This is a genomic window from Polynucleobacter sp. MG-28-Ekke-A2 (assembly GCF_035012985.1).
Classification (GTDB): domain Bacteria; phylum Pseudomonadota; class Gammaproteobacteria; order Burkholderiales; family Burkholderiaceae; genus Polynucleobacter.
Genome location: NZ_JAYGQU010000002.1, coordinates 132478 through 155381 on the forward strand (window position 1 = coordinate 132478; position 22904 = coordinate 155381).

The following is a 22904-nucleotide window of genomic DNA, read 5'->3' on the forward strand; positions in this document are numbered from 1 at the left end:
CCTCTAATATGACAGTAATACAAAATTTTTTATTCTTATGGAGTTCCTATGAAAATCTGTGTGATCGGCGGGGGTGGCGCTATTGGCGGTTACTTAGCTGTCATGTTGGCGCGAGCGGGCAATGAGGTAACGGTTGTTGCGCGCGGTGCTACTTTGGCCGCAATTAAAGAGCGTGGCCTAGCTTTAATTATGGATGACCAACCAGAGCCTTTGGTTGCCCAAGTTAAAGCGGTGGAAAAAATTGGTGATGCCGAGACTCCTGATGTTGTGATTCTTGCGGTGAAGGCTCATCAAGTAGAGCCGATCATTGATGATTTGGCGGCCATTATGGGTCCCGAAACTATTTTGATCCCAATGCAGAACGGAATTCCTTGGTGGTATTTCCAGAAGTTGAGCGGTGAATATCAAGATCATTCAGTGGAAACAGTGGATGCTGGTGGTATCGCTAAGAATGCCATTAACCCAAATAACATTATTGGTTGCGTAGTCTATCCAGCAACCTTTACTCAAGCGCCTGGCGTGATTCGTCACGTTGAAGGTAATCGCTTTCCATTGGGTGAGCTGGATGGCACAACGACTGAGCGCATTCAGAAGATATCGGAGATGATGGGCGCAGCTGGATTTAAGTCTCCTATTCTGGATGACATTCGCTCTGAGATCTGGCTCAAACTATGGGGCAATATGACTTTCAATCCAATTAGCTCTTTGACGCATGGAACCTTGGAAGGCATCTGCCAATACCCATTGACCAAAGAGTTGGCTCGCAACATGATGGCCGAAGCGCAGACGATTGCCGAGAAGTTGGGTGTGACTTTCCGTGTGGATATCGAGCGTCGTATCGCTGGTGCTGAAAAAGTCGGTAAACACAAAACTTCCATGTTGCAAGACCTGGAAGCGGGTCGTAGCTTAGAGATTGATGCTTTATTGGGGTCAGTGATTGAGCTGGGCAAGATCACCCAAACCCCAACACCTTGCTTGAATACCGTATTTGCTTTGACTAAATACTTGGATGAAAACGTCCAGGCCTCTAAAGGTAGCTTGGCATTGCCATCAGTATCAGGCTACTAAAAAAGTAAAGTTTCTTGAAACAAAAAACCCTTGCTACTGAACATAGCAAGGGTTTTTTTGTGGGGATAGAAATTATTCGAAGCGATTATCTAGTTGGCCAACCCCATCAATAATGATGCTGACATTGCTACCAGGCTTCATGGAGCCCACACCAACGGAAGTGCCGCAAGCAATGATATCTCCAGCTTCAAGCGGTACATCTTGGGAAATGAGGCTCACTAATTTTGCGGGTGCGAAAATCATGTCCGCAATCGGATAGTTTTGACGCTCTTGATCATTGAGAATGGTTTTGATCGTTAGCTTACTCGGATCTACATCGGTAGTGATGTAAGGGCCGAATACGCCAAAGGTATTAAAACTCTTAGAGCGAGTCCACTGTGCATAACCAGGGTCGCGGTTCAGGATTTCAATCGCGGTAACATCATTAATGCAGGTATAGCCAAAGATGGCTTGAGCTGCTTCCGCCTCATCGACCTCATGACAGCGCTTGCCAATCACAATGCCAAGCTCTCCTTCATAAACAACTTTTCCGGAATAGGACTTGGGGGTACGAATCACTTGGTTGGCGGCTAAGAAGGAGTTATTTCCCTTGAGAAAGTACAAAGGCTCTGCAGGTACGGCATGCTCAAGCTTCGTTACCAGTGCATGGAAGTTGTCGACCATGGCAACCATCTTGGAAGGAGTGCATGGGATATCAATCGTTACATCAGCCAGCTTGAGTGTTTCGCCTGTGGCCTTGGGTCCTTTAAATAAGTCACCCTCATACACTGCGATTTGGTCGCCCTGTACTTGTCCTAAACCACTTTTTCCTTGATGCTGAAATCTAAGCCACTGAGCCATAATGAGTTCCTATGAGATTAAATATTTGATATGCAATATCTTACAGGGATGGATTGATGTCTAAGATTTCTGAACTCATATTTGCACCAGAACGGGATCAGCCGATTCGCTATATAGAGCGCACCCGCAGCTACTACTTGGGTTTAGGCTATGAGAATCCGTATGTATGGGCTCACTATATTGATATACCATTTACTCCGCTGAAAAAACCACTTGCGCAATCTGTTTTGGGTCTCATTACTACGGCCGTTCCTCATGACCCCAGTAAAGGACATCAAGGCCAAGGCGCTCCTTACAATGCTGCAGCCAAGTTTTATCAGCCCTATCAACAGTCGATCGAAGGAAGTATCGATTTACGAATTGCCCATGTTGGGGTTGATCGCAAGAATGCCGATATGGAAGACGGCAATTGTTGGTTTCCGCTGGACGCTGCTAAACGAGCGCTTGCAGATGGAAGGATAGGTGAGGTTTCAGAAAACTTCTATGGCTTGCCGACCAATCGAAGTCAGCGCCACACATTAGAGATTGATGCCCCCCGCGTTTTAGAGATGATAAAAGCCGACGGTGTCAATGTAGTGGCATTAATTCCGAACTGCCCAATATGTCATCAGAGCCAAAGTTTATTAGCGCGTTACTTAGAGGCTGCAGGCATTTCAACAGTCGTGATGGGTGCCGCTAAAGACATTGTTGAATATTGTGGGGTGCCACGACTAATGTTTAGTGATTTTCCGTTAGGTAATGCGGCTGCAAAACCAAATGATGTGCCTTCTCAGGATTTGAATTTTGAGTTGGCATTACGGCTTTTGGAGTCTGCTCCTGCAGCCCGCACAACGGTTCAATCACCATTGGTATGGTCAGAAGATCCTTCGTGGAAACTAGATTATTCCAATCTAGAGCAGTTATTGCCGCAAGAAATTGCACGTTTGCGTGAAGAGGTGGAACAGGTCCGAATGACTGCGCGTGAACTCAGATTAAATACTTTGGGATCTTAAGTTTGCCTCGTAAGAGAGTAGGCACACAGAGCTTCCAGCGCAGCACTAGCTTCATTTGATGGGAAGTCTTTTAGGCAGGCTAAGGCCAGGTCGGCCTCACGCTTGGCTGCTGCTTGTGTATAATCTAGAGCGCCAGAGTTTTGGACGGCGGCAAGGATTTGTGCAAACACATCATCTGGTAAATCTTGGTTTTGTTCAATTGCTGCGCGCACTAAAAGACGTTCTTCATTACTACCGTTTTCTAGCAAGTAAATCAGTGGCAGCGTAGGCTTACCTTCGCGTAAATCATCCCCGGCATTTTTTCCCATCTGTGCAGCATTAGCGGTGTAGTCCAGCAAGTCATCCATTAACTGAAAAGCCGTACCGATGTGACGTCCAAATGCAGCAGCTTGTTCGCGTTGCGTATCGGAGGCGTTGGCTAGGATGGCGCCAAGCTCAGTAGAGGCTTCAAAAAGCTTGGCCGTTTTGTAACGAATAACCTGTAAATAACTTGCTTCATCTACTTCCGGGTCATTCATATTGAGAAGTTGCAAAACTTCGCCCTCGGCAATCGTGTTGGTTGCGTCTGATAAAATTTGCATGACTCGAAGGTCATTTGGGCCAACCATCATTTGGAAGGCTCGGGAATATAAGAAGTCGCCTACTAAAACACTGGCAGCATTGCCAAAAGCGGCATTGGCAGTCTCGCGACCTCTTCTGAGAGTAGATTCATCAACTACATCATCATGAAGCAGGGTAGCGGTGTGGATGAATTCAACTACAGCCGACATTTCCAGGATGTGAGGAGTTTCTTTGCCATTGGCTAATGCTTTAGCTACTAGCATCAATAGGGCGGGCCTGACCCGCTTGCCGCCTGCCTGGATGATATAGCTCGAGATTTGGTCAATTAAGGCGACTTTTGAGGCTAAACGCTGACGGATAACCTCGTCTAAGGCCTTGAAATCTAAGGCAATTGGGGCCAGAATTTGGCTTAAGTCATTGGTTTTGACAGTGCTCGTCATGCAAGATATAATAATGGGCTTAGCTGGTCCAGGGTGGATTAGCTTAAATGTAGATATTAATTGAGGTTTCAAACCATGTACGCGGTCATAAAAACCGGTGGCAAACAATATAAAGTTGCTGCAGGCGAAAAATTGAAAATAGAACAGATACCAGCGGAAATCGGCAGCGAAATCACTCTTGACCAAGTCCTCGCCGTTGGCGAAGGCGCTTCACTGAAATTAGGTGATCCATTGGTTAATGGTGCAGCTGTGATGGCCACTGTCGTCTCCCAGGGACGTCACGATAAAGTGACAATCTTTAAGATGCGCCGTCGCAAGCATTATCAAAAGCACCAAGGCCATCGTCAGAATTTCACTGAAATTTTGATCAACACGATTAAAGCCTAATTCAGGGTAGGAGAAAGATATGGCACAGAAAAAAGGCGGCGGCTCAACACGAAATGGCCGCGACTCAGAATCGAAACGCTTAGGCGTTAAGGTATTTGGCGGCGAGCATATTAATGCTGGCAGCATCATCATTCGTCAACGTGGCACACGTGTTCATCCAGGTGCTAACGTTGGTATTGGCAAGGATCACACTTTGTTCGCCTTGATTGACGGACAAGTGGAATTCGGCGTTAAGGGTGCTTTGAAGAAGGCCCAAGTTTCAGTCTTGCCTCGTTCATAAGGCAGCCTGACTGAGACACGTTTGATTCAGATTTATTCCGAATTTAACTCTTAGGAACAGGCCTCGCTAAGCGAGGCCTTTTTTATTCATGAAATTTATAGACGAAGCACGTATCGAAGTGATAGCAGGGCAAGGTGGCGCCGGGAGTGCCTCTATGCGCCGCGAAAAGTTCATTGAATTTGGCGGGCCTGATGGTGGAGACGGTGGCAAAGGCGGTAGCGTCTGGGCAATAGCCGATCGCAACATCAATACCTTGATTGATTACCGCTACGCAAAAACACATACTGCAAAAAATGGTGAGCCTGGTCGTGGCGCAGATTGCTATGGCCGCGCTGGTGACGATATCGAGTTAAGGATGCCAGTTGGCACAATCATTGCCGACTATGAAACTGGTGAACCCATTGCTGACTTAACTACTCATGGTGAGCGCTTATGTTTGGCGGAGGGCGGTGTTGGTGGTTGGGGCAATATTCACTTTAAGAGTAGTACGAATAGGGCGCCACGTCAAAAGACGAATGGCAAAGAAGGTGAACGCCGTAAGCTGAAGCTCGAATTAAAAGTATTGGCCGACGTTGGTTTATTGGGTATGCCTAATGCGGGTAAATCTACCTTGATTACTGCAGTTTCGAATGCTCGTCCAAAGATTGCGGATTATCCATTCACCACTTTGCATCCAAATTTGGGTGTAGTGCGTGTGGGAGCTGAACGCAGTTTTGTGATCGCTGATATTCCTGGTTTGATTGAAGGCGCGGCTGAAGGCGCTGGTCTGGGTCATCGCTTCTTGCGCCATTTACAACGTACAGGCGTATTGCTGCATTTGGTTGATATTGCTCCATTTGATGCAAATGTTGATCCAGTGGCAGATGCTGTAGCGATTGTGAATGAATTGCGTAAGTACGACGAAGCTTTGGTTGAGAAGCCGCGTTGGCTAGTCTTAAATAAAGTGGACATGATTCCAGAAGAAGATCGCAAGAAAGTCGTTGCTGACTTTATAAAGCGCTTTAAATGGAAAGGCCCCGTCTTCGAGATCTCAGCCTTAACAGGCTTGGGTTGCGACAAGCTTTGCTATTCTTTGCAGGATTATTTGGATTCTGTACGTCGTGACCGAGATGATGCTGATGAGCGCGCTCAAGATCCGCGTTATCAAGGTCAGTTAGAAGATAAAAAACCAGATTAAATATTTCATTCGCCTTTTGCTATGAACGCTAAAAAAACTCAACGGATTGTTGTCAAAGTAGGATCTAGCCTAGTCACCAATAATGGTGAAGGCTTGGATCATGCTGCGATTGCAATGTGGGCTGAGCAAATGGCTGGGCTATTAAAGGCAGGTCATGAGGTGTTGATGGTGAGCTCAGGCGCTATTGCTGAAGGCATGCAGCGTCTGGGTTGGACTAAGCGCCCACAAGAAATTCACCAACTACAAGCCGCTGCTGCAGTCGGTCAGATGGGTTTGGTTCAGGTTTATGAAAGCTGTTTTGCGCGCTTCAATCTCCGTAGCGCTCAGGTCTTGCTGACTAATGCAGACTTAGCTGATGCTGAACGGAATGCCAATGCTAGAGCTACCCTCGATACTTTGTTGAAGTTGGGTGTAGTTCCCATCATTAACGAGAATGACACAGTAGTAACCGATGAAATTAAGTTTGGTGACAACGACAGCCTTGCCGCTTTAGTAACCAATTTAATTCATGCAGATCTTTTGGTGATTTTGACTGATCAAGGCGGTCTGTTTACTGCAGATCCACGTCAAAATCCAAATGCCACCTTGCTTGCAGACGCTGTTGCGGGAGATCCTGCTTTAGAAAAAATGGCGGGTGGTGCCGCTAGTGAGCTCAGTAAGGGCGGTATGTTGACTAAGGTACTGGCAGCAAAGATTGCCGTACAAACCGGCGCAGCTACCGTGATTGCCTCTGGGCGCGAACCTCATGTGCTTACTCGCCTAATGGCGGGCGAGAAAATTGGGACCTATTTGGCCCCAGCCCCAAATAATCTTTAATTGACTACGCCAAAGGAATTAGTTGGTTTTGTTTGACCAGTGAATCCATTGGGGTTGAGCGATTTAAGAATCGTATTGATATTTTTTTCTTGAGAGCTGAAATTACAAAAAGCTCCTTGTGCTAAAGCTGCTTGATAGCGATTGGGTACGTTGCTTTGAATATTGCGCCAAGTAGACAAGGGATTCTCTTTCCAGGCGCCATTTTCTAAAGTGCCATAAAGCCGCCACTGAAATGAATCACAACGAATGCCTTCATATTGAGCCTGCACGCTACCGCTTGGACTTGTCAGCACGACAATATAGCGAGTCACTCCATCGGCACCAATTAGAATGGAGTCAGTATCTACGGCAAATTTAAAGATGGTGTGCTGAGAAACATAAAAAGGCTGCAAGGTAGCCTGGTTCGGTGGGTTTAAGGGCATAGTAGTTGTGCCCTCCTTAAATACCATGGGTGCAAAAGGATCTACGCCACTAATGAGCGCATCGCCACCGCATGCAGATAATGCGATGCCGAGGATTGCGGTGCAGCAAGTGAGATACAGGCGCTTCAGAGAAATAGTCATGTGGATTGATCGTTTGGGTTGTCGTCTTTCGGATGTTCGTGAGAGCCACCGTAAAAAGACTGAATTAAATCAAGAGGGGATCCCCAGGCGAGTTGCTGCATACGCATGCCACGGGATAAGAAGCGCGCTAATTCTGAAAGCGCAAGTTGATAAACTTCACGTTTAAAGCCAATGACTGCATCTAGTTGAATCCAGAAGGGTACCCAGCGCCAGGCATCGAATTCTGGATGTTCCGAAGCGCGTAGTTGGATATCGCTATCTAGACCTACTAGACGCAAGAGAAACCAAATTTGTTTTTGACCGCGGTATGCTGCTCGATGGACCCGAGTGGCGTGTTGGCGGCGCAAGTATTCCTCAGGGACGTCGTAGCGAAGCCAATCCCTGGTACGTCCAATAATTTGGACATGCTCCGGCAGTAAGCCAACCTCCTCTTGCAATTCGCGGTACATAGCCTGTTCAGGGCTTTCACCATGCTGAATCCCGCCCTGCGGGAACTGCCACGAATGCTGCCCAACGCGTTTTCCCCAGAAAACCTCGTTACGGCTGTTGAGGAGGACAATGCCGACATTCGGGCGATACCCTTCACGGTCAAGCATGATCGTGCCTCAAATCCTTTAAAATCAACGATTTGATTATATCCATACATGAAAGCCTCACAATCATTTCTCGCCACGCTAAAAGAAGCCCCCTCCGACGCTGAGGTGGTTTCGCACAAACTCATGGTGCGTGCAGGTTTAATTCGTAAGCTCAGCGCAGGCATTTACAACTATTTGCCGCTGGGTTTGAAGGTTATCCGCAAAGTAGAAAACATTATTCGTGAGGAAATGAATCGTGCTGGCGCAATTGAATTACTCATGCCAATGATTCAGCCTGCTGAGTTGTGGCAAGAGACTGGTCGTTGGGAAAAAATGGGTCCAGAGTTGCTGCGCATCAAAGATCGCCATGATCGCGATTTTTTGATTCAGCCAACTTCTGAAGAGGTCATTACTGATTTGGCTCGAAATGAGATTAAGAGTTACAAGCAATTGCCAGTGAACTTCTATCAGATACAGACCAAGTTCCGTGATGAGCGTCGCCCTCGTTTTGGCATCATGCGTGGTCGTGAGTTCAGCATGAAGGATGCCTACTCATTTGATCGCGATGTTGAGGGTCTCAAGAAGTCTTATCAAATGATGTTTGATGCTTACACCCGCATCTTTAAGCGTATGGGCCTTCAGTTCCGTGCGGTAACCGCAGACAATGGCGCCATTGGTGGCTCTGGCAGTCAAGAGTTTCATGTGATTGCCGATACTGGTGAAGATGCGATTGTGTATTGCCCTAGCTCTGATTACGCAGCCAATTTAGAGGCGGCCGAGTCTTTAGCTTTAATTGCTACACGTGCCGCTGCAGCTGCTGCGATGGCCAAAGTGCCAACGCCTGACAAGACAAATTGCGCAGATGTAGCAAAGTTCTTAAATATTCCGCTTGAGAGCACAGTGAAGTCACTATTGTTTGCTGCGGATCAGGAAAAAGGTCCAGCTAAGCTATTTATGTTGTTGGTGCGCGGTGACCATGAGCTTAACGAAGTCAAAGCAAGCAAAATTCCGGGTATGGCTGAATCACGTTTTGCTACTGAAGCAGAAATCAAACAAGCCTGTAATGCGCCTGCAGGTTATTTAGGTCCCGTCGGAGTAAGTGCTGACGTGACTGTTGTTGCTGATCGTACGGTCGCTAATATGGCTGACTTTGTCTGTGGCGCCAATGATGCTGGTCATCACTTGACTGGCGTGAATTGGGGCCGTGATTTGTCTGAGCCTTTAGTGTTGGATATTCGTAACGCGGTGATCGGTGATCCTTCGCCGGATGGCAAAGGGGTTGTTGATATTTGCCGCGGCATTGAAGTGGGTCACGTATTTCAATTGGGTACTCGTTATTCAGAAGCAATGGGTTGCACTTACTTGGATCAACAGGGCAAAGCCCAGCCGATGGTGATGGGTTGTTACGGGATCGGTGTTACTCGTTTGCTTGGCGCTGCAATTGAGCAGGGCCATGATGAGAAGGGTATTATCTGGCCGATCTCAATGGCACCCTTCGAGGTGGTCATTTGCCCAATGGGTTACGAGAAATCAGAAGCCGTTAAAGTCGCATGCGATCAGTTGCATGACGAGCTATTAGCAGCTGGCGTTGATGTGATTCTGGATGATCGCAATGAACGCCCAGGCGCGATGTTTGCTGACTGGGAGTTAATTGGAGCACCATTCCGTGTAGTGATTGGTGATCGTGGTTTGGCAGACTCTCAAGTCGAATTTAAGGGCCGCACGGATGCTGAGTTCGAGAACATCCCACTAAATGACATCAAAGCAAAAGTGATTGCTGCAGTTCAAGCAGCGAAGATCTTAGTTAATTAATTATTTCTTAAAGAGCCCGCCAATACCCTTGGCGGCTCCTTTTGCAGCCATGGTGGCCATGGTGCGCGCCATTTTTCCACCCTTGAATTGCTTCATCATGGTTTGCATTTGCTCGAACTGCGCTAGCAGGCGATTGACCTCTTGCACTTCTACGCCAGAGCCGGCGGCAATGCGACGCTTACGACTGGCTTTAAGTAATTCAGGCTTTCTGCGCTCCCGAGGAGTCATGCTATCAATAATGCCACGCATACGTGTAGTTTGTTTATCTGCATTGCTGAGATTTGCTTTGGAGGCAGCTTGTGCCATTTGGCTGGGTAACTTGTCCATCAGACTAGCCATGCCACCCATCTTTTGCATTTGCATGAGTTGATCTCTAAAATCTTCTAAATCAAAACTGCCTTTAGAAATCTTGCTGGCTAATTTTTCTGCCTTGGCAACGTCAACGTGTTGCTGAGCTTGCTCAACTAGAGCCAGAATATCGCCCATGCCCAGAATGCGATTTGCCATGCGTTCAGCATCAAATGCCTCTAGACCATCCATCTTTTCGGCGACGCCGATAAATTTGAGTGGAACACCAGTTACCTGTCGAACGGAGAGGGCTGCACCACCCCGAGAGTCGCCATCTAACTTAGTCAGGATCACGCCGGTAAGCGGGAGCGCTTCATGGAAGGCTTTAGCAGTATTGACAGCATCTTGACCCAGCATGGCGTCAACTACAAATAGGGTTTCAATTGGATTGAGGCTGGCATGCAAAGTTTTTATTTCTTGCATGAGGGCTTCATCAATACCAAGACGTCCTGCGGTATCCACAATCACCACATCAAAGTAATGGCGGCGTGCCCAATCTAGGGCAGCTACAGCAATGTCATTTGGTTTTTGACTAATGTCGCTCGGAAAAAACTCAGCGCCAACCTGCTTGGTAACAGTTTCTAATTGCTCAATCGCAGCAGGACGATAGACGTCACAAGAAACAGTCAGAACCTTCTTTTTCTTTTTCTCCTTCAACCACTTGGCGAGTTTGCCAACGGATGTCGTTTTACCCGCACCTTGTAAGCCGGCCATCAAGATAACTGCAGGAGGCTGGGTAGCAAGATTGAGTTCGCCGCTTTGATTGGTGTCGCCCATCATGACTTGGGCGAGTTCACGTTGAACTACGCCAACCAGAGCTTGTCCAGGACTGAGGCTCCCAACCACTTCCTCGCCAAGGGCTTTAAATTTGATTTGCTCAAGCAGTGACTTCACTACTGGCAGCGCTACGTCAGCCTCTAGCAAGGCCAAACGGATTTCCCGCAGCATTTCTGCGGTATTGTCTTCAGTGAGGCGGGCTTGGCCCCGCATTGTTTTAACAACGCGTGATAGGCGGTCGGTGAGGTTTTCTAGCATTTATCGATTAGACTTTCCAGATGGATATTTTAGGTTACTCAAGTTACGGATGGCTCCCTTCCGCACTTTATTTAGTGCTTTTGCTGGTTTTGAGCTTCAAAGCCAAGAGCGGCGTGGAGTCTGGACTCTCCAGCACTCTGGTCCAGGCTGCTATTTTTGTGATTTTGGTCATTCATGGGGTGCAATTGCATGACTCCGTCTTTACCCCTCAAGGCTTTGTATTTGGTTTTGCACAGGATTTGTCCTTGATTGCTTGGGTTGGCCTGGCCTTTTATTGGTTTCAATCTTGGTTTTTACCTATCTCAAGCTTACGTTGGATGGCCCTAATGTTTGCGCTCATTTGCGCATTGCTCCCTTCCATTTTTCCAGGGACCCTGCTTTCGCCGAAAGCGGTTTCAGATCCTTGGTTTAAGGGGCACTTCGTGGTGGCTACTGTTTCAGTGGGCTTGCTGAGTCTAGCAGCGATGCATGCCATGCTCATGAGCGTTCAAGATCGCGCATTGCATCGTCAGTTGGCAATCATTCCCAATGGCCGCCTTGCTCACTGGTTAGAGGATTTGCCCCCGCTCATGACAATGGAAAGTCTTTTGTTCAATTTGCTCTATGTTGGTTTTGCACTTCTGAGTTTGACCGTCTTCTCGGGTCTACTCTTTTCGCAAACCTTGTTTGGCAGACCTTTGTTGTTTGATCACAAAACCATTTTTGCTTTGGTTTCCTGGTTTTTGTTTGCTGGTCTTTTGATAGCGCGTTGGCGAGTAGGGCTGCGTGGCAGAGCGGCTATTCGATGGGTATTAAGTGCTTATACCGCTTTGTTGCTTGCATATGTCGGCAGTCGTTTTGTGGTTGAAGTCATTCTGCAGAGAGCTTAACCATTGTTTAAGTGGCTTTTATTATTTGCAGGTGCTGGTCTTTTTTATCTTTGGATTAAGGGTAAGAAGCAAGCGCAGTTCAACGCAGAAAACCCCCCTAAACCCAATAATAATAAGCCTGAGAGGCCTACTGCGCCTGAGGTAATGGTGCAATGCCAATACTGCAAAGTGCACCTTCCTCAGCCAGAAGCCTTTACTTTTGACAATCGTTTTTATTGCTCCAAAGAACATCTTCATGCTCTCGATTTAAATGGTTGGGTTGGGGATGCGCAATGGAGAATTTCGCCTAACCAAGACACTAGACCAGAAAATGTTATCCCTGATTTAGTGGTGATTCATCACATCAGTCTTCCCCCAGGCGATTTCAAAAATCAATCATCTAGTCAGCATATAGTCGACTTTTTCCAAAATAAGCTTGACCCAAACAAGCATCCTTATTTTGCGCAGATTGCCGACCAAAAGGTATCCAGTCATTTTTTGATTACCCGCTCTGGAGATTTAATTCAGTTTGTCTCTACACAGAACAAGGCTTGGCACGCTGGTATTTCATCATTTTTTGACAGGGAAAAGTGCAATGACTTTTCGATTGGCATTGAGATGGAGGGAGATGGAGATTCGCCATTCGAGGCTTCTCAGTATCAAGTTTTGGCAAATCTCATTACGAAATTGGCGAGCACTTATCCTCATTTGCAATTTGCGGGACACAGCGACATTGCGCCTGGTCGCAAAACTGATCCTGGAATTTATTTTGACTGGAAAAAGTTCCAAAAAGAGACAGGCATTTCTCCTGAAAAACTACCTTTTGGTCTAAGTTCTCGATAGTCTTATTTTTGTATGTGAGCGTACGCTTACTTTTTTAGCCTTTGTCTAAAACGGGTCAAAAAATCCGCACCAAAATGACCCCAGAATAAGTGGAAAACTTAGTAAAAATACTAATAAATATTTGTCATAAATGGCTTACCAATTATCAAATATTTCCCTATACTTAGTGCCTAATGCGCTTCGAAACACTAGATGTAGTGTTTGAATCTAGCAACACCTCATTGTTTTTTAACGATATTTTGTCCAAATAACTATATATATACGTAGGAGCAACATGACATACGCTAATCCACAGACAGCAGGCCAACCAGCTGGAGCGAATAACCCAGGAATGAGTCCTGCAGGGGCGGTAAATCAAGCCCCTTCTGCCAGCTTTGTGGCTGGTGGTGTTGGTGGCACCCAGGCAACCCAATTGTCTGATTACAAAATTATTCGCCGTAATGGTTCAGTTGTAGCGTTTGAGCCATCAAAAATTGCGATTGCAGTAACCAAGGCATTTTTAGCGGTTAATGGTGGACAAGGCGCTGCATCAGCACGTGTTCGCGAACAAGTAGAGCAGTTGACCCACTCTGTTGTGCGCGCATTGTTGCGTAGCCGCCCAAATGGCGGAACTTTCCACATCGAAGATATTCAAGACCAAGTTGAATTGGCTTTGATGCGTAGTGGTGAGCACAACGTTGCTCGTGCTTACGTCCTCTATCGTGAAAAGCGCAACCAAGAGCGCGCTGCTCAGCAAGAAGTTTCCCAAGAAGCACAAACTGCGAATCAAGCTGGCGAGTCTGGCATCAAGGTAACTGACAACGGTGTTGAGAAGTGGCTTGATATGGCTGCTTTGCGTACTGTGATTGAGGCAGCTTGCGAAGGTTTGGGTAATAACATTGATGCAACACCAATCATTACTGAAACCATCAAGAACCTGTACGACGGCGTACCAATGGCGCAGGTGTATGACTCTGCTATTTTGGCTTCCCGTACTTTGATTGAAAAAGATCCGGCCTATAGCCAAGTAACAGCGCGCATTTTGATGCACGTGATTCGTAAAGAAATCTTTGGCAAGGAAGTATTGCAGGGCGATACGCAAGCCGAATACAGCACTTATTTTGCGAAGTACATCAATGAAGGTATCTCTGCTGAGTTGCTGGACCCACGCATGCGTGAGTTTGACTTGCCACGCTTGGCTGCAGCCTTGAACGCCAGCCGTGATTTGCAATTCAACTATCTCGGCTTGCAAACTTTGTATGACCGCTATTTCTTGCACATTGAAGAGCGTCGTATTGAAATGCCACAGGCTTTCTTTATGCGCGTGGCAATGGGCTTGTCTTTGAATGAGATGGATCGTGAGCGTCGTGCAATCGAGTTCTATGAAATCCTATCTACATTTGATTTCATGTCCAGCACACCAACATTGTTCAATTCAGCAACTACTCGCCCACAGCTTTCTAGCTGCTACTTGACGACAGTGGATGATGATTTAGATGGAATTTACGAAGCATTGAAAGAAAATGCTTTGTTGTCTAAGTTTGCCGGTGGTTTGGGCAATGACTGGACTAACGTTCGTGCGTTGGGAAGCCATATCAAAGGTACTAACGGTAAATCACAGGGTGTTGTGCCGTTCTTGAAAGTGGTGAACGACACTGCAGTTGCTGTTAACCAGGGTGGTAAGCGTAAAGGTGCGGTCTGCGCCTACTTGGAAACATGGCACTTAGATATCGAAGAGTTCTTGGAGTTGCGTAAGAACACTGGTGACGACCGTCGTCGTACCCATGATATGAATACCTCAAACTGGATTCCTGATTTGTTCATGAAGCGTGTAATGGAAGGTGGTGATTGGACTTTGTTCTCACCATCAAACACTCCAGATTTGCATGACAAATTCGGCAGAGCATTTGAAGAGGCTTATGTTGCCTATGAGCAAAAAGCGGATCGTGGTGAATTGAAGCCATTCCGCCGTATCCCAGCGCAACAATTGTGGCGCAAGATGCTTGGCATGTTGTTTGAAACAGGTCACCCATGGATTACTTTCAAAGATCCTTGCAACATTCGTAGTCCACAGCAGCATGTCGGTGTAGTTCACTCATCCAACCTCTGTACTGAGATCACCCTCAATACAAACGAGACTGAAATTGCGGTTTGTAACTTGGGCTCTGTGAACTTAACGGCTCACATGACTACAGATGCCAACGGCAAGATGATTTTGGATCACGAGAAGCTCCAAAGAACTGTGCGTACTGCAATGCGCATGTTGGATAACGTGATTGATATCAACTACTACGCAGTAGCTAAAGCACGTAATTCGAACTTGAAGCACCGTCCAGTGGGCATGGGCATCATGGGCTTCCAGGATTGTTTGCATATGCAGCGTATTCCTTACGCTAGCGATGAGGCTGTGAAGTTTGCTGACTCTTCAATGGAAGCGGTTTGCTACTACGCATACCAAGCATCCAATGAATTGGCTGAAGAGCGTGGCGTTTACAGCACCTACAAAGGTTCCTTATGGGATCGCGGCATTCTCCCGCAGGATTCAGTAGCCATGTTGGCTGCCGAGCGCGGTGGTTACGTAGAGGTAGATAACTCTTCTACTATGGATTGGAGTGGTTTACGTGCACGCATCAAGCAATACGGTATGCGCAACTCCAATTGCGTGGCAATTGCGCCAACAGCAACGATTTCAAATATTATTGGTGTTTCAGCTTGTATCGAGCCTACATTCCAGAACTTGTTTGTGAAGTCGAACCTTTCAGGCGAATTCACAGTGGTAAATGAGTATTTGGTGCGTGATTTGAAAGATCGCGGTCTTTGGGATGAGGTGATGATTGCCGACTTGAAGTACTTTGATGGCACATTGTCGAAAATTGACCGCATTCCGCAAGATTTGCGTGATTTGTATGCAACAGCCTTTGAAGTGGAGCCAAGCTGGTTGGTTGAGGCAGCATCCCGCCGTCAAAAGTGGATCGACCAAGCGCAATCACTCAACATTTACATGGGCGGCGCTTCCGGTAAGAAATTGGATGACACTTACAAATTAGCTTGGTTACGTGGCTTGAAGACCACTTATTACCTCCGCACAATGGCTGCAACTCACGTTGAGAAATCAACTGTTACTAGCGGTCAGTTGAATTCGGTTTCTAGTGGTGGTGGCGTGAATGGTACTGATGCGGCAGCGGCGCAAGAATTAGATGGCCCAGCCTGCACAATGCGCCCAGGCGATGCTGGTTTCGAAGAATGTGAAGCATGCCAATAAGCGATTTGCTTATTGGTCAGAATAAAAGAATTAGGAGAAAGTTATGTTGAATTGGGAAGAAGAAGTCGCTCCGGCACTAGCCAAGGCGAATCTTGCACCGCAACCGGTTGCAGTCGAGCCACAGCGCCCACAGGTGGATCAGGTTGCTCAAGTAGCCCCTCAAGTTGTTTCTGCCGGCCCATCACAAGCTGCTGCTGCAGTTAGTGGCGCCGCCTTGCGTGTTAATGCCGCTGACAAGCGCGTCATTAATGCCAAGACTGACGTTAATCAGTTGGTTCCATTTAAATATAAATGGGCTTGGGAGAAGTATTTAGCTGGTTGCGCAAATCACTGGATGCCACAAGAGATCAATATGAACCGCGATATCGCGCTTTGGAAAGATCCGAATGGCCTAACAGAGGATGAGCGTCGCATCATCAAGCGCAATCTGGGTTTCTTTACAACTGCAGATTCTTTGGCAGCAAACAACATTGTTTTGGGTACTTATCGCCACATTACCGCTCCAGAATGCCGCCAATACCTATTGCGCCAGGCTTTTGAAGAGGCAATTCATACCCACGCGTACCAATATATTGTTGAATCTTTGGGCTTAGATCAATCCGAAATCTTCAATGCGTACAACGAAATTGAATCTATTCGCGCGAAAGATCAGTTCTTAATTCCGTTTATTGATGTTTTAACTGACCCGAATTTTCAGACTGGCACATTAGAAAACGATCAAAAGTTACTCCGATCACTCATTGTTTTTGCTTGTGTGATGGAAGGTTTGTTCTTTTATGTTGGTTTTACGCAAATACTTGCAATGGGTCGTCAAAACAAAATGACGGGTGCTGCTGAGCAGTATCAATACATCCTTCGCGATGAGTCTATGCACTGCAATTTCGGCATTGATTTGATAAACCAAATCAAGCTGGAGAACCCGCAGCTATGGACTTCCGAGTTCAAAGATGAGATCAAATCCATCTTCGAAAAAGCAGTCGAATTAGAGTACCGTTATGCCGAAGATACGATGCCTCGCGGAGTGCTCGGATTGAACGCTCCGATGTTCAAAGGGTACCTAAGATACATCTGTAATCGCAGATGTTTGCAAATAGGACTTGACGCGATGTTCCCAAATGAAGAGAATCCATTTCCATGGATGTCAGAAATGATTGATCTTAAGAAAGAAAGAAACTTTTTTGAGACACGCGTTATTGAGTATCAAACTGGCGGTGCGCTAAGTTGGGAGTAGTAAGCAGTAAGTAAGCGCATAGCCGGCTAAATTGGAGATTAGACGGTTGGATAGTTTAAGAAGTCAGCAAAAACAGACTCAAATCCGAAAACCCTTGCTCAAGGGTGTCTGGGCTATTCTCTCCATTTTTTCCAGCACATTTAAGAAGCCGTTGTCCTTTGGGACCACGGCTTTTTTTCCAGGATTCATTAGCGTGCAGCACCTAGCATCAAGCCGCGCGCCGATGAATGGCTCGCTCGTCAGATCCAAAAGGTTGCAAAACCAGGCGGAAATGAGTGGTCGGGTCTTCTTAATGTAGTTTGTACTAATCCTCACGTGAAGGAGTATTAATATGGCAATCGCCAAGAAAAAACCTGCTGCAAAGAAACCAGCTGCTAAGAAAAAAGTAGTTGCTAAGAAGCCTGCTGCTAAAAAAGTAGCTAAGAAGAAGCCTGCTGCTAAAAAAGTAGCTGCTAAAAAGCCAGCTGCTAAAAAAGTAGCTAAGAAGCGTCCTGCTGCTAAAAAAGCTGCTGCTAAAAAGCCTGCTGCTAAAAAAGTAGCTAAGAAGCGTCCTGCTGCTAAGAAGCCTGCTGCTAAAAAAGTAGCTCGTAAAGTAGCAAAAAAAAAGTAAGTAAGCCTGCTGCGAAGAAAGCGGGCTCTGCTGTAAAAAAGCCCGCGGCTAAGAAAGCTGCACCAGCGACTAGTGCGTTGAATCCTGCTGCTGCTTGGCCCTTCCCAACTGGCACACGTCCTTAATTGGACGGGTGTTACTAGAAGGGGTCTCTCACGAGACCCCTTTTTTTATTTCTGGATTATTAAACGAGTGATCCTAGGCCAGCTAGGACTGTTTTTGCTTAGAAGCTAAAGCCAAACGCCGCTTTAAATTGCTCAGTGATCTGATCTTTGCTCAATTGGTGATTTTGTGGTCCCTGGTGGGTAATTTTGATTGAACCCATCAAACTAGCAAGTCGACCAGTGGTGTCCCAGTCCATGCCATTTTCTAAACCAAACAGCAATCCACCGCGGAATGCATCTCCGCAACCTGTTGGATCTACTACTTTTGCAGCTGGTACCGGGGGAATGGCAATGCATTTACCCTCAAAGTAGATGTCCGCACCTTCAGCACCTTTAGTAACGATCAGTGCCTTGACTCGCTCAGCCACTTTTGCCAAGCTCAAGCCCGTTCTTTGAGAAAGCATTTCTCCTTCATAGTCATTTACCGCCAAGTAGCTAGCGATATCTACCAATTCCAGAAGCTCGGGACCATTAAACATTGGTAAACCTTGGCCTGGATCAAAGATAAAGGGAATATTGGCATCGGCCAATTGATGGCAGTGCTCCCACATTCCTTGGCGACCGTCGGGCGCAACGATTCCTAATTTCACTGGACCTTTAGCGTTCTTGCTACGCTCAACCACAACTGCCGAGACTTGGTTCAGGTGGGATTCCCCCATGGCGCCTGGATGGAAAGCAGTGATTTGGTTATTAGCTTGATCGGTGGTGATCATGGCTTGTGCGGTAAACGCTTGATCGATCTGGCGAATATGGCTCGCATCAATTTTGAGTTGCTCAAGGCGGCCCATGTAAGGCGCAGCATCACCACCCACTGTAGCCATGATGATCGGATCGCCGCCCAAAAGATTGAGGTTGTAGGCAATATTGCCAGCGCAACCACCAAACTCGCGGCGCATAGTTGGCACCAAAAAGGCTACGTTCAGGATGTGAATCTGTTCGGGGAGGATCTGATCGGCAAATTTGCCTTCAAAGTTCATGATGGTGTCGTAGGCAATAGAGCCGCAGATCAAGCTAGCCATAAATTACTTTCTTTATAAAAATTGGGTGTAAATGTGGTGTTTTTGAATTGATTTAGGGGTAGAGCACTCGAACGCGATAGCCCGCAGCATTCGGTGGAAGAGAAATAAGCAACTCAAGCTGCAGCGTTTCACCAGAAGGGATCCCCTTTTTTAAAAAATCAGGATGAGATTCTTGCCAAGCTTTGGGCAGCCACTCTTGTGGAGTGAATTGCAGTAATTTGATTTCAGATTCTTCTGCATCAGTCAAAGAAATTTCTAAATTTGGAGCTAAAACGGCAATAGCTAGACAATTTTTTATCTCCACTTGCAACAGAGATTGATTTGCAGGGTTTTTAAGGCCCTCACGCGCGTTTTCTGGCGCAAGTGCGGCGGAAGTTATTTTCCATGCAGAAAAATCGCTCACAGTGCGATCTAGACATCCTAGTGCACGACAAAGTTTTGCATCGATACGTTGTAAAACATGAAACGCACTAACGGAAATGGAATTCGATGTCCCATCAATTCGTGGTGCTAATGCAGGAAGCAATGAATTTCTGGAGAGATGCTCTCCAAAAACTAGAAGCAGCAGAAGTAAGGCAGCTAGAAAGACGAACTTAAGACTTTTTTTTTGAGCAGGTGCAGCAAAAGTAGATTCAGAATGACTTTGCTTGTCCTTGTGTAAGGTGCCGTGCAAGCAAACCCAACCTTCACTCTCTTTCCAGACAGAGAGCTTGAGCCATTGGCTATAAGTAGCAATCACTTCTTCTGCTTGGCGGGCAAGTACACCAGATAAAACAATACGTCCGCCTATTTTCATCTTGTTGACTAAGGCAGGAGCAAGAACTTGCAGTGGATTTGCCAGAATATTGGCCATCACGATGTCGTATTTGGTTTCAGCAGCCAATTCGAGCGCACCCTCGTTTGGAAGCACGAAGCGAATAGTGGTGTTGTTGATTTCTGCATTGCTACGAGCAGCTACCATCGCCTGTGGATCAATATCGGTGCCGATCACTGGCTTACAACCCAGCTTTGCGGCAGCAATTGCCAAAATGCCTGAGCCACAACCGTAATCCAAGAGACTTTGATTTTGTAAATGACTTTGTTGCTCAAGCCAAAGAAGGCATAAATGCGTGGTTGGGTGACTACCGGTGCCAAATGCGAGACCTGGATCAACTGCAAGGCAGATCGCATTGGGATCAGTCGGTGCATCGTGCCAAGATGGCACTACCCAAATTCGCTCACCAATCTGAATGGGTGCAAATTGACTTTGGGTTAAGCGAACCCAGTCTTGCTCTTCGACTGTTTTTTCTTGGGGAGGTGCTAGATGAAAGCCTGCCTCCTTAAGGGATGCGAGTAGTTCGGGAATAAATTCTGCGCTGCCTGAAGCATCAATCTCTGGATTAAAAAGCGCGGTTACTGCGGATCTATCCCAAGCCTGTACTTCTGGATGAAGCCCAGGCTCTCCATAAAGTGGGTTTTCGTCATAGCCACCAGCAGCATCATCTTCAACTGTGACGGACAGGGCACCCAAATCCAAAAGCGCATCACCCAAAGGCTCGGCGGTTTCAGCAGCTACCGTGAATACCAGTTCACGATAAGACATGAGGCGCTTTCATCATTAGGATTTACCGCGACTCGCAGCTTGCTCTTCTAAGCGATGCTCTAAGTAGTGAATGCTGGTACCGCCTTCAATGAAGTTCGGATCTAGCATGAGCTCACGGTGGAGTGGAACGTTGGTTGTAATGCCGTCAATCACCATCTCAGAGAGCGCAATCTGCATACGGCGAATGGCTTGCTCACGAGTATTACCGTAAGAAATCAATTTACCAATCATGGAGTCGTAGTTTGATGGCACCACGTAACCACTGTAAGCATGTGAATCAACCCGAATACCAGGGCCTCCAGGCATGTGGAATGAACCAATTTTGCCAGGGCTCGGGGTGAACTTGAATGGATCTTCAGCATTCAGACGGCACTCAATGGCATGACCACGGAAAACAATGTCTTTTTGGCGATAGCTGAGTTTCAGGCCAGCGGCAATACGAATTTGTTCCTGAACGATATCCACACCAGTAATCATTTCAGTCACCGGATGCTCTACCTGAACACGGGTATTCATCTCAATGAAGAAGAATTCGCCATCTTCGTAGAGGAATTCAAATGTACCGGCGCCACGGTAGCCAATCTTGCGACAGGCTTCTGCGCAACGCTCGCCAATTTTGGCGATAAGACGACGATCAATGCCTGGTGCCGGTGCTTCTTCAATCACTTTTTGGTGGCGACGCTGCATAGAGCAATCGCGCTCACCCAACCAAATCGCATTGCCATGGGTGTCAGCCAAAATTTGAATCTCTACGTGGCGAGGTTTTTCTAAAAACTTCTCCATATAGACTTCTGGGTTACCAAAAGCACGGCCCGCTTCTTCTCGGGTCATATTGACAGCGTTGATCAGCGCAGCTTCAGTGTGAACCACTCGCATGCCACGACCACCACCACCGCCAGCAGCTTTAATGATTACTGGATAACCAACCTTTTTTGCTGTTGCAATAATCTCTTTTGGATTATCAGGAAGCGCGCCCTCTGATCCGGGTACGCAAGGGACACCAGCTTTAATCATGGCGCGTTTTGCGGAAACTTTGTCACCCATTAAGCGAATGGAAGCGGCTGTAGGACCAATAAAGGCAAAGCCAGATTTCTCAACCCGCTCTGCAAAGTCAGCGTTTTCAGAAAGGAAGCCATAACCAGGGTGAATTGCTTCTGCATCAGTAACTTCCGCTGCAGAAATAATCGCTGGCATATTCAGATAGCTGAGCGGAGATGGCGCTGGCCCGATACAAACAGCTTCATCAGCAAGTTTTACATACTTGGCTTCTTTATCTGCTGTGGAGTACACCACCACAGTTTTAATTCCCAACTCGCGGCATGCGCGTTGGATACGGAGAGCAATTTCTCCCCGATTGGCAATCAGAATCTTATCGAACATGTCGGCTCTGAGTTAAATAGCAGTGAATTGGAATTGAGCTAAAGGTAGTCAATTAAGCGATGATGAAAAGCGGCTGGTCAAATTCAACACCTTGACCATTCTCACAAAGAATTTCTTTGATCACACCAGCATGCTCGGATTCGATTTCATTAAGCAACTTCATTGCTTCAATAATGCAAAGCGTTTGACCTACTTTTACAGTGTCGCCAATGTTGACAAAGTTGGGAGACTCTGGGTTTGGAGCGCGGTAGAAGGTCCCCACCATTGGTGAGCGTGCAATAGAACCAGTTTCAACCGCGGGAGCTTCTGCAGCAGGGGCTGTTGCAACAGGTGCACTAGCTGCTGGTGTGGCTTGCATCGCAGGGGCCGGATTGGCATAAACCATTTGGCCAACTGGCGCAGGAGATCCAGCGTTCACAATACGAACACGATCTTCGCCTTCATTTACTTCTAACTCTGAAATGCCTGATTCAGAAACTAGGTCGATCAATGTTTTTAGTTTTCTCAGATCCATGTGAGTGCTTCCTCTCTTCTAATTCTTTAAATAGTTTTATTTCTGCAAGCGAGCAATAGCTGCTTGCAGGGCTAACTCATAGCCAATCGCGCCAAGGCCACAAATCACCCCGGTTGCAATATCGGACAAATAGGAATGTTTACGGAATTCTTCGCGCTGATGAATATTGGATAAATGGACTTCGGTAAATGGGATGGCTACCCCAGCCAAAACATCGCGTAATGCGACGCTTGTGTGGGTAAAGGCACCCGGGTTAATGATGATGAAATCAACCCCATCTTGTTTAGCCTTTTGAATGCGGTCAATTAACTCGCCTTCATGATTGCTTTGAAAAGTGCCGAGGTCAACAGACTGCGCTTTTGCCAGTTCGCCGAGCCTTTGGTGGATATCTTCCAGGGTAGTTTTTCCGTAAACATCAGGTTCACGAGTACCTAATAGATTTAGGTTTGGGCCCTGAATTACGAGAATTGAAGCTTTTTTCGACATAGATCCCTGTTTTTAGAGGCAGTTAAGCGTAAATTGCTAAATAACATCATGCTCGATTGCTTATGAAGGGAAGTATACCTTTTTAAAGCAAG

21 protein-coding genes and 2 pseudogenes are annotated in these 22904 nt (G+C 46.8%); 12 read left to right on the forward strand and 11 right to left on the reverse strand.

What is annotated here, in order from left to right; genetic code table 11:
• Nucleotides 1-48: 48 nt before the first annotated feature.
• Complete coding sequence (locus VC188_RS02400; protein ID WP_215321383.1) at nucleotides 49-1068, forward strand: 2-dehydropantoate 2-reductase; 1020 nt, start codon at nucleotides 49-51, stop codon at nucleotides 1066-1068.
• Between the two features lie 72 nt (nucleotides 1069-1140).
• On the opposite strand, the gene VC188_RS02405 is transcribed toward VC188_RS02400, so the two are convergent.
• The gene (locus tag VC188_RS02405) at nucleotides 1141-1908 is read right to left on the reverse strand and encodes a fumarylacetoacetate hydrolase family protein (protein WP_215321384.1); all 768 of its coding nucleotides are present in this window, start codon (nucleotides 1906-1908) and stop codon (nucleotides 1141-1143) included.
• A gap of 56 nt (nucleotides 1909-1964) precedes the next feature.
• On the opposite strand from VC188_RS02405, the gene VC188_RS02410 reads away from it, so the two are divergent.
• Nucleotides 1965-2900 carry a reductase gene (locus tag VC188_RS02410; protein ID WP_323482898.1) on the forward strand — a complete coding sequence of 312 codons (936 nt, stop codon included), beginning with the start codon at nucleotides 1965-1967 and terminating at the stop codon, nucleotides 2898-2900.
• Here the strand turns inward: VC188_RS02410 and VC188_RS02415 are convergent.
• Nucleotides 2897-3901, reverse strand: a complete 1005-nt coding sequence (locus VC188_RS02415; protein WP_323482899.1) for a polyprenyl synthetase family protein — start codon at nucleotides 3899-3901, stop codon at nucleotides 2897-2899. The genes VC188_RS02410 and VC188_RS02415 overlap by 4 nt on opposite strands.
• A 75-nt stretch (nucleotides 3902-3976) precedes the next feature.
• Here VC188_RS02415 and rplU point away from each other — a divergent pair, with 75 nt between their 5' ends.
• From rplU to proB, 4 genes are all read left to right on the forward strand, one after another.
• Nucleotides 3977-4288, forward strand: coding sequence for a 50S ribosomal protein L21 (gene rplU / locus VC188_RS02420; RefSeq protein WP_011902040.1), 312 nt, complete (start codon nucleotides 3977-3979; stop codon nucleotides 4286-4288).
• Between the two features lie 19 nt (nucleotides 4289-4307).
• A complete protein-coding gene (gene rpmA, locus VC188_RS02425) occupies nucleotides 4308-4568 on the forward strand; it encodes a 50S ribosomal protein L27 (protein WP_011902041.1) in 261 nt (86 codons plus the stop codon).
• Between the two features lie 88 nt (nucleotides 4569-4656).
• Nucleotides 4657-5745 carry a GTPase ObgE gene (gene obgE / locus VC188_RS02430; RefSeq protein ID WP_323482900.1) on the forward strand — a complete coding sequence of 363 codons (1089 nt, stop codon included), beginning with the start codon at nucleotides 4657-4659 and terminating at the stop codon, nucleotides 5743-5745.
• A gap of 21 nt (nucleotides 5746-5766) precedes the next feature.
• The gene (gene proB, locus VC188_RS02435; protein ID WP_215321388.1) at nucleotides 5767-6561 is read left to right on the forward strand and encodes a glutamate 5-kinase; all 795 of its coding nucleotides are present in this window, start codon (nucleotides 5767-5769) and stop codon (nucleotides 6559-6561) included.
• On the opposite strand, the gene VC188_RS02440 is transcribed toward proB, so the two are convergent.
• Entirely contained in the window at nucleotides 6558-7124 is a 567-nt protein-coding gene (locus VC188_RS02440) for a CNP1-like family protein (protein ID WP_323482901.1), read from the reverse strand. The two genes, proB and VC188_RS02440, sit on opposite strands and share 4 nt — an antisense overlap.
• Nucleotides 7121-7720 (reverse strand): RNA pyrophosphohydrolase, encoded by a 600-nt coding sequence (locus VC188_RS02445; protein ID WP_215321390.1) that lies wholly within the window; start codon nucleotides 7718-7720, stop codon nucleotides 7121-7123. Before VC188_RS02445 ends, VC188_RS02440 begins: the two co-directional genes overlap by 4 nt.
• 48 nt (nucleotides 7721-7768) lie before the next feature.
• On the opposite strand from VC188_RS02445, the gene VC188_RS02450 reads away from it, so the two are divergent.
• Nucleotides 7769-9511 carry a proline--tRNA ligase gene (locus VC188_RS02450; RefSeq protein ID WP_323482902.1) on the forward strand — a complete coding sequence of 581 codons (1743 nt, stop codon included), beginning with the start codon at nucleotides 7769-7771 and terminating at the stop codon, nucleotides 9509-9511.
• Here the strand turns inward: VC188_RS02450 and ffh are convergent, their stop codons facing one another.
• A complete protein-coding gene (gene ffh, locus VC188_RS02455; protein WP_323482903.1) occupies nucleotides 9512-10894 on the reverse strand; it encodes a signal recognition particle protein in 1383 nt (460 codons plus the stop codon).
• Nucleotides 10895-10914: 20 nt separating this feature from the next.
• Here ffh and VC188_RS02460 point away from each other — a divergent pair, with 20 nt between their 5' ends.
• The 5 genes and pseudogenes from VC188_RS02460 to VC188_RS02480 all read left to right on the forward strand — a co-directional run.
• Nucleotides 10915-11763, forward strand: coding sequence for a cytochrome C assembly family protein (locus VC188_RS02460; protein WP_215321393.1), 849 nt, complete (start codon nucleotides 10915-10917; stop codon nucleotides 11761-11763).
• 3 nt (nucleotides 11764-11766) lie between these two features.
• Nucleotides 11767-12585 (forward strand): 1,6-anhydro-N-acetylmuramyl-L-alanine amidase AmpD, encoded by an 819-nt coding sequence (gene ampD / locus VC188_RS02465; RefSeq protein WP_255533271.1) that lies wholly within the window; start codon nucleotides 11767-11769, stop codon nucleotides 12583-12585.
• Between the two features lie 331 nt (nucleotides 12586-12916).
• A complete protein-coding gene (locus tag VC188_RS02470; RefSeq protein WP_370623804.1) occupies nucleotides 12917-15826 on the forward strand; it encodes a ribonucleoside-diphosphate reductase subunit alpha in 2910 nt (969 codons plus the stop codon).
• A gap of 43 nt (nucleotides 15827-15869) precedes the next feature.
• A complete protein-coding gene (locus VC188_RS02475; protein WP_215321395.1) occupies nucleotides 15870-17057 on the forward strand; it encodes a ribonucleotide-diphosphate reductase subunit beta in 1188 nt (395 codons plus the stop codon).
• A gap of 337 nt (nucleotides 17058-17394) precedes the next feature.
• A pseudogene (locus VC188_RS02480) lies at nucleotides 17395-17792 on the forward strand (histone); the annotation flags it as partial.
• 98 nt (nucleotides 17793-17890) lie between these two features.
• On the opposite strand, the gene VC188_RS02485 reads toward VC188_RS02480, so the two are convergent.
• From VC188_RS02485 to aroQ, 6 genes and pseudogenes are all read right to left on the reverse strand, one after another.
• On the reverse strand, nucleotides 17891-18850 hold the full coding sequence (locus tag VC188_RS02485) for a carbohydrate kinase family protein (protein ID WP_215321396.1): 960 nt from the start codon (nucleotides 18848-18850) through the stop codon (nucleotides 17891-17893).
• A 52-nt stretch (nucleotides 18851-18902) separates the two neighbouring features.
• Nucleotides 18903-19523, reverse strand: a complete 621-nt coding sequence (locus VC188_RS02490; protein ID WP_416350483.1) for a DUF3426 domain-containing protein — start codon at nucleotides 19521-19523, stop codon at nucleotides 18903-18905.
• Nucleotides 19512-20432 (reverse strand): annotated as a pseudogene (gene prmA, locus VC188_RS02495) (50S ribosomal protein L11 methyltransferase); the annotation flags it as partial. The pseudogene prmA and the gene VC188_RS02490, both read right to left, overlap by 12 nt.
• Nucleotides 20433-20447: 15 nt before the next feature.
• Entirely contained in the window at nucleotides 20448-21812 is a 1365-nt protein-coding gene (gene accC / locus VC188_RS02500) for an acetyl-CoA carboxylase biotin carboxylase subunit (protein WP_215362568.1), read from the reverse strand.
• A 52-nt stretch (nucleotides 21813-21864) separates the two neighbouring features.
• The gene (gene accB, locus VC188_RS02505; RefSeq protein WP_215321399.1) at nucleotides 21865-22326 is read right to left on the reverse strand and encodes an acetyl-CoA carboxylase biotin carboxyl carrier protein; all 462 of its coding nucleotides are present in this window, start codon (nucleotides 22324-22326) and stop codon (nucleotides 21865-21867) included.
• Between the two features lie 36 nt (nucleotides 22327-22362).
• The gene (gene aroQ / locus VC188_RS02510) at nucleotides 22363-22812 is read right to left on the reverse strand and encodes a type II 3-dehydroquinate dehydratase (RefSeq protein WP_215321400.1); all 450 of its coding nucleotides are present in this window, start codon (nucleotides 22810-22812) and stop codon (nucleotides 22363-22365) included.
• Nucleotides 22813-22904 lie beyond the last annotated feature (92 nt).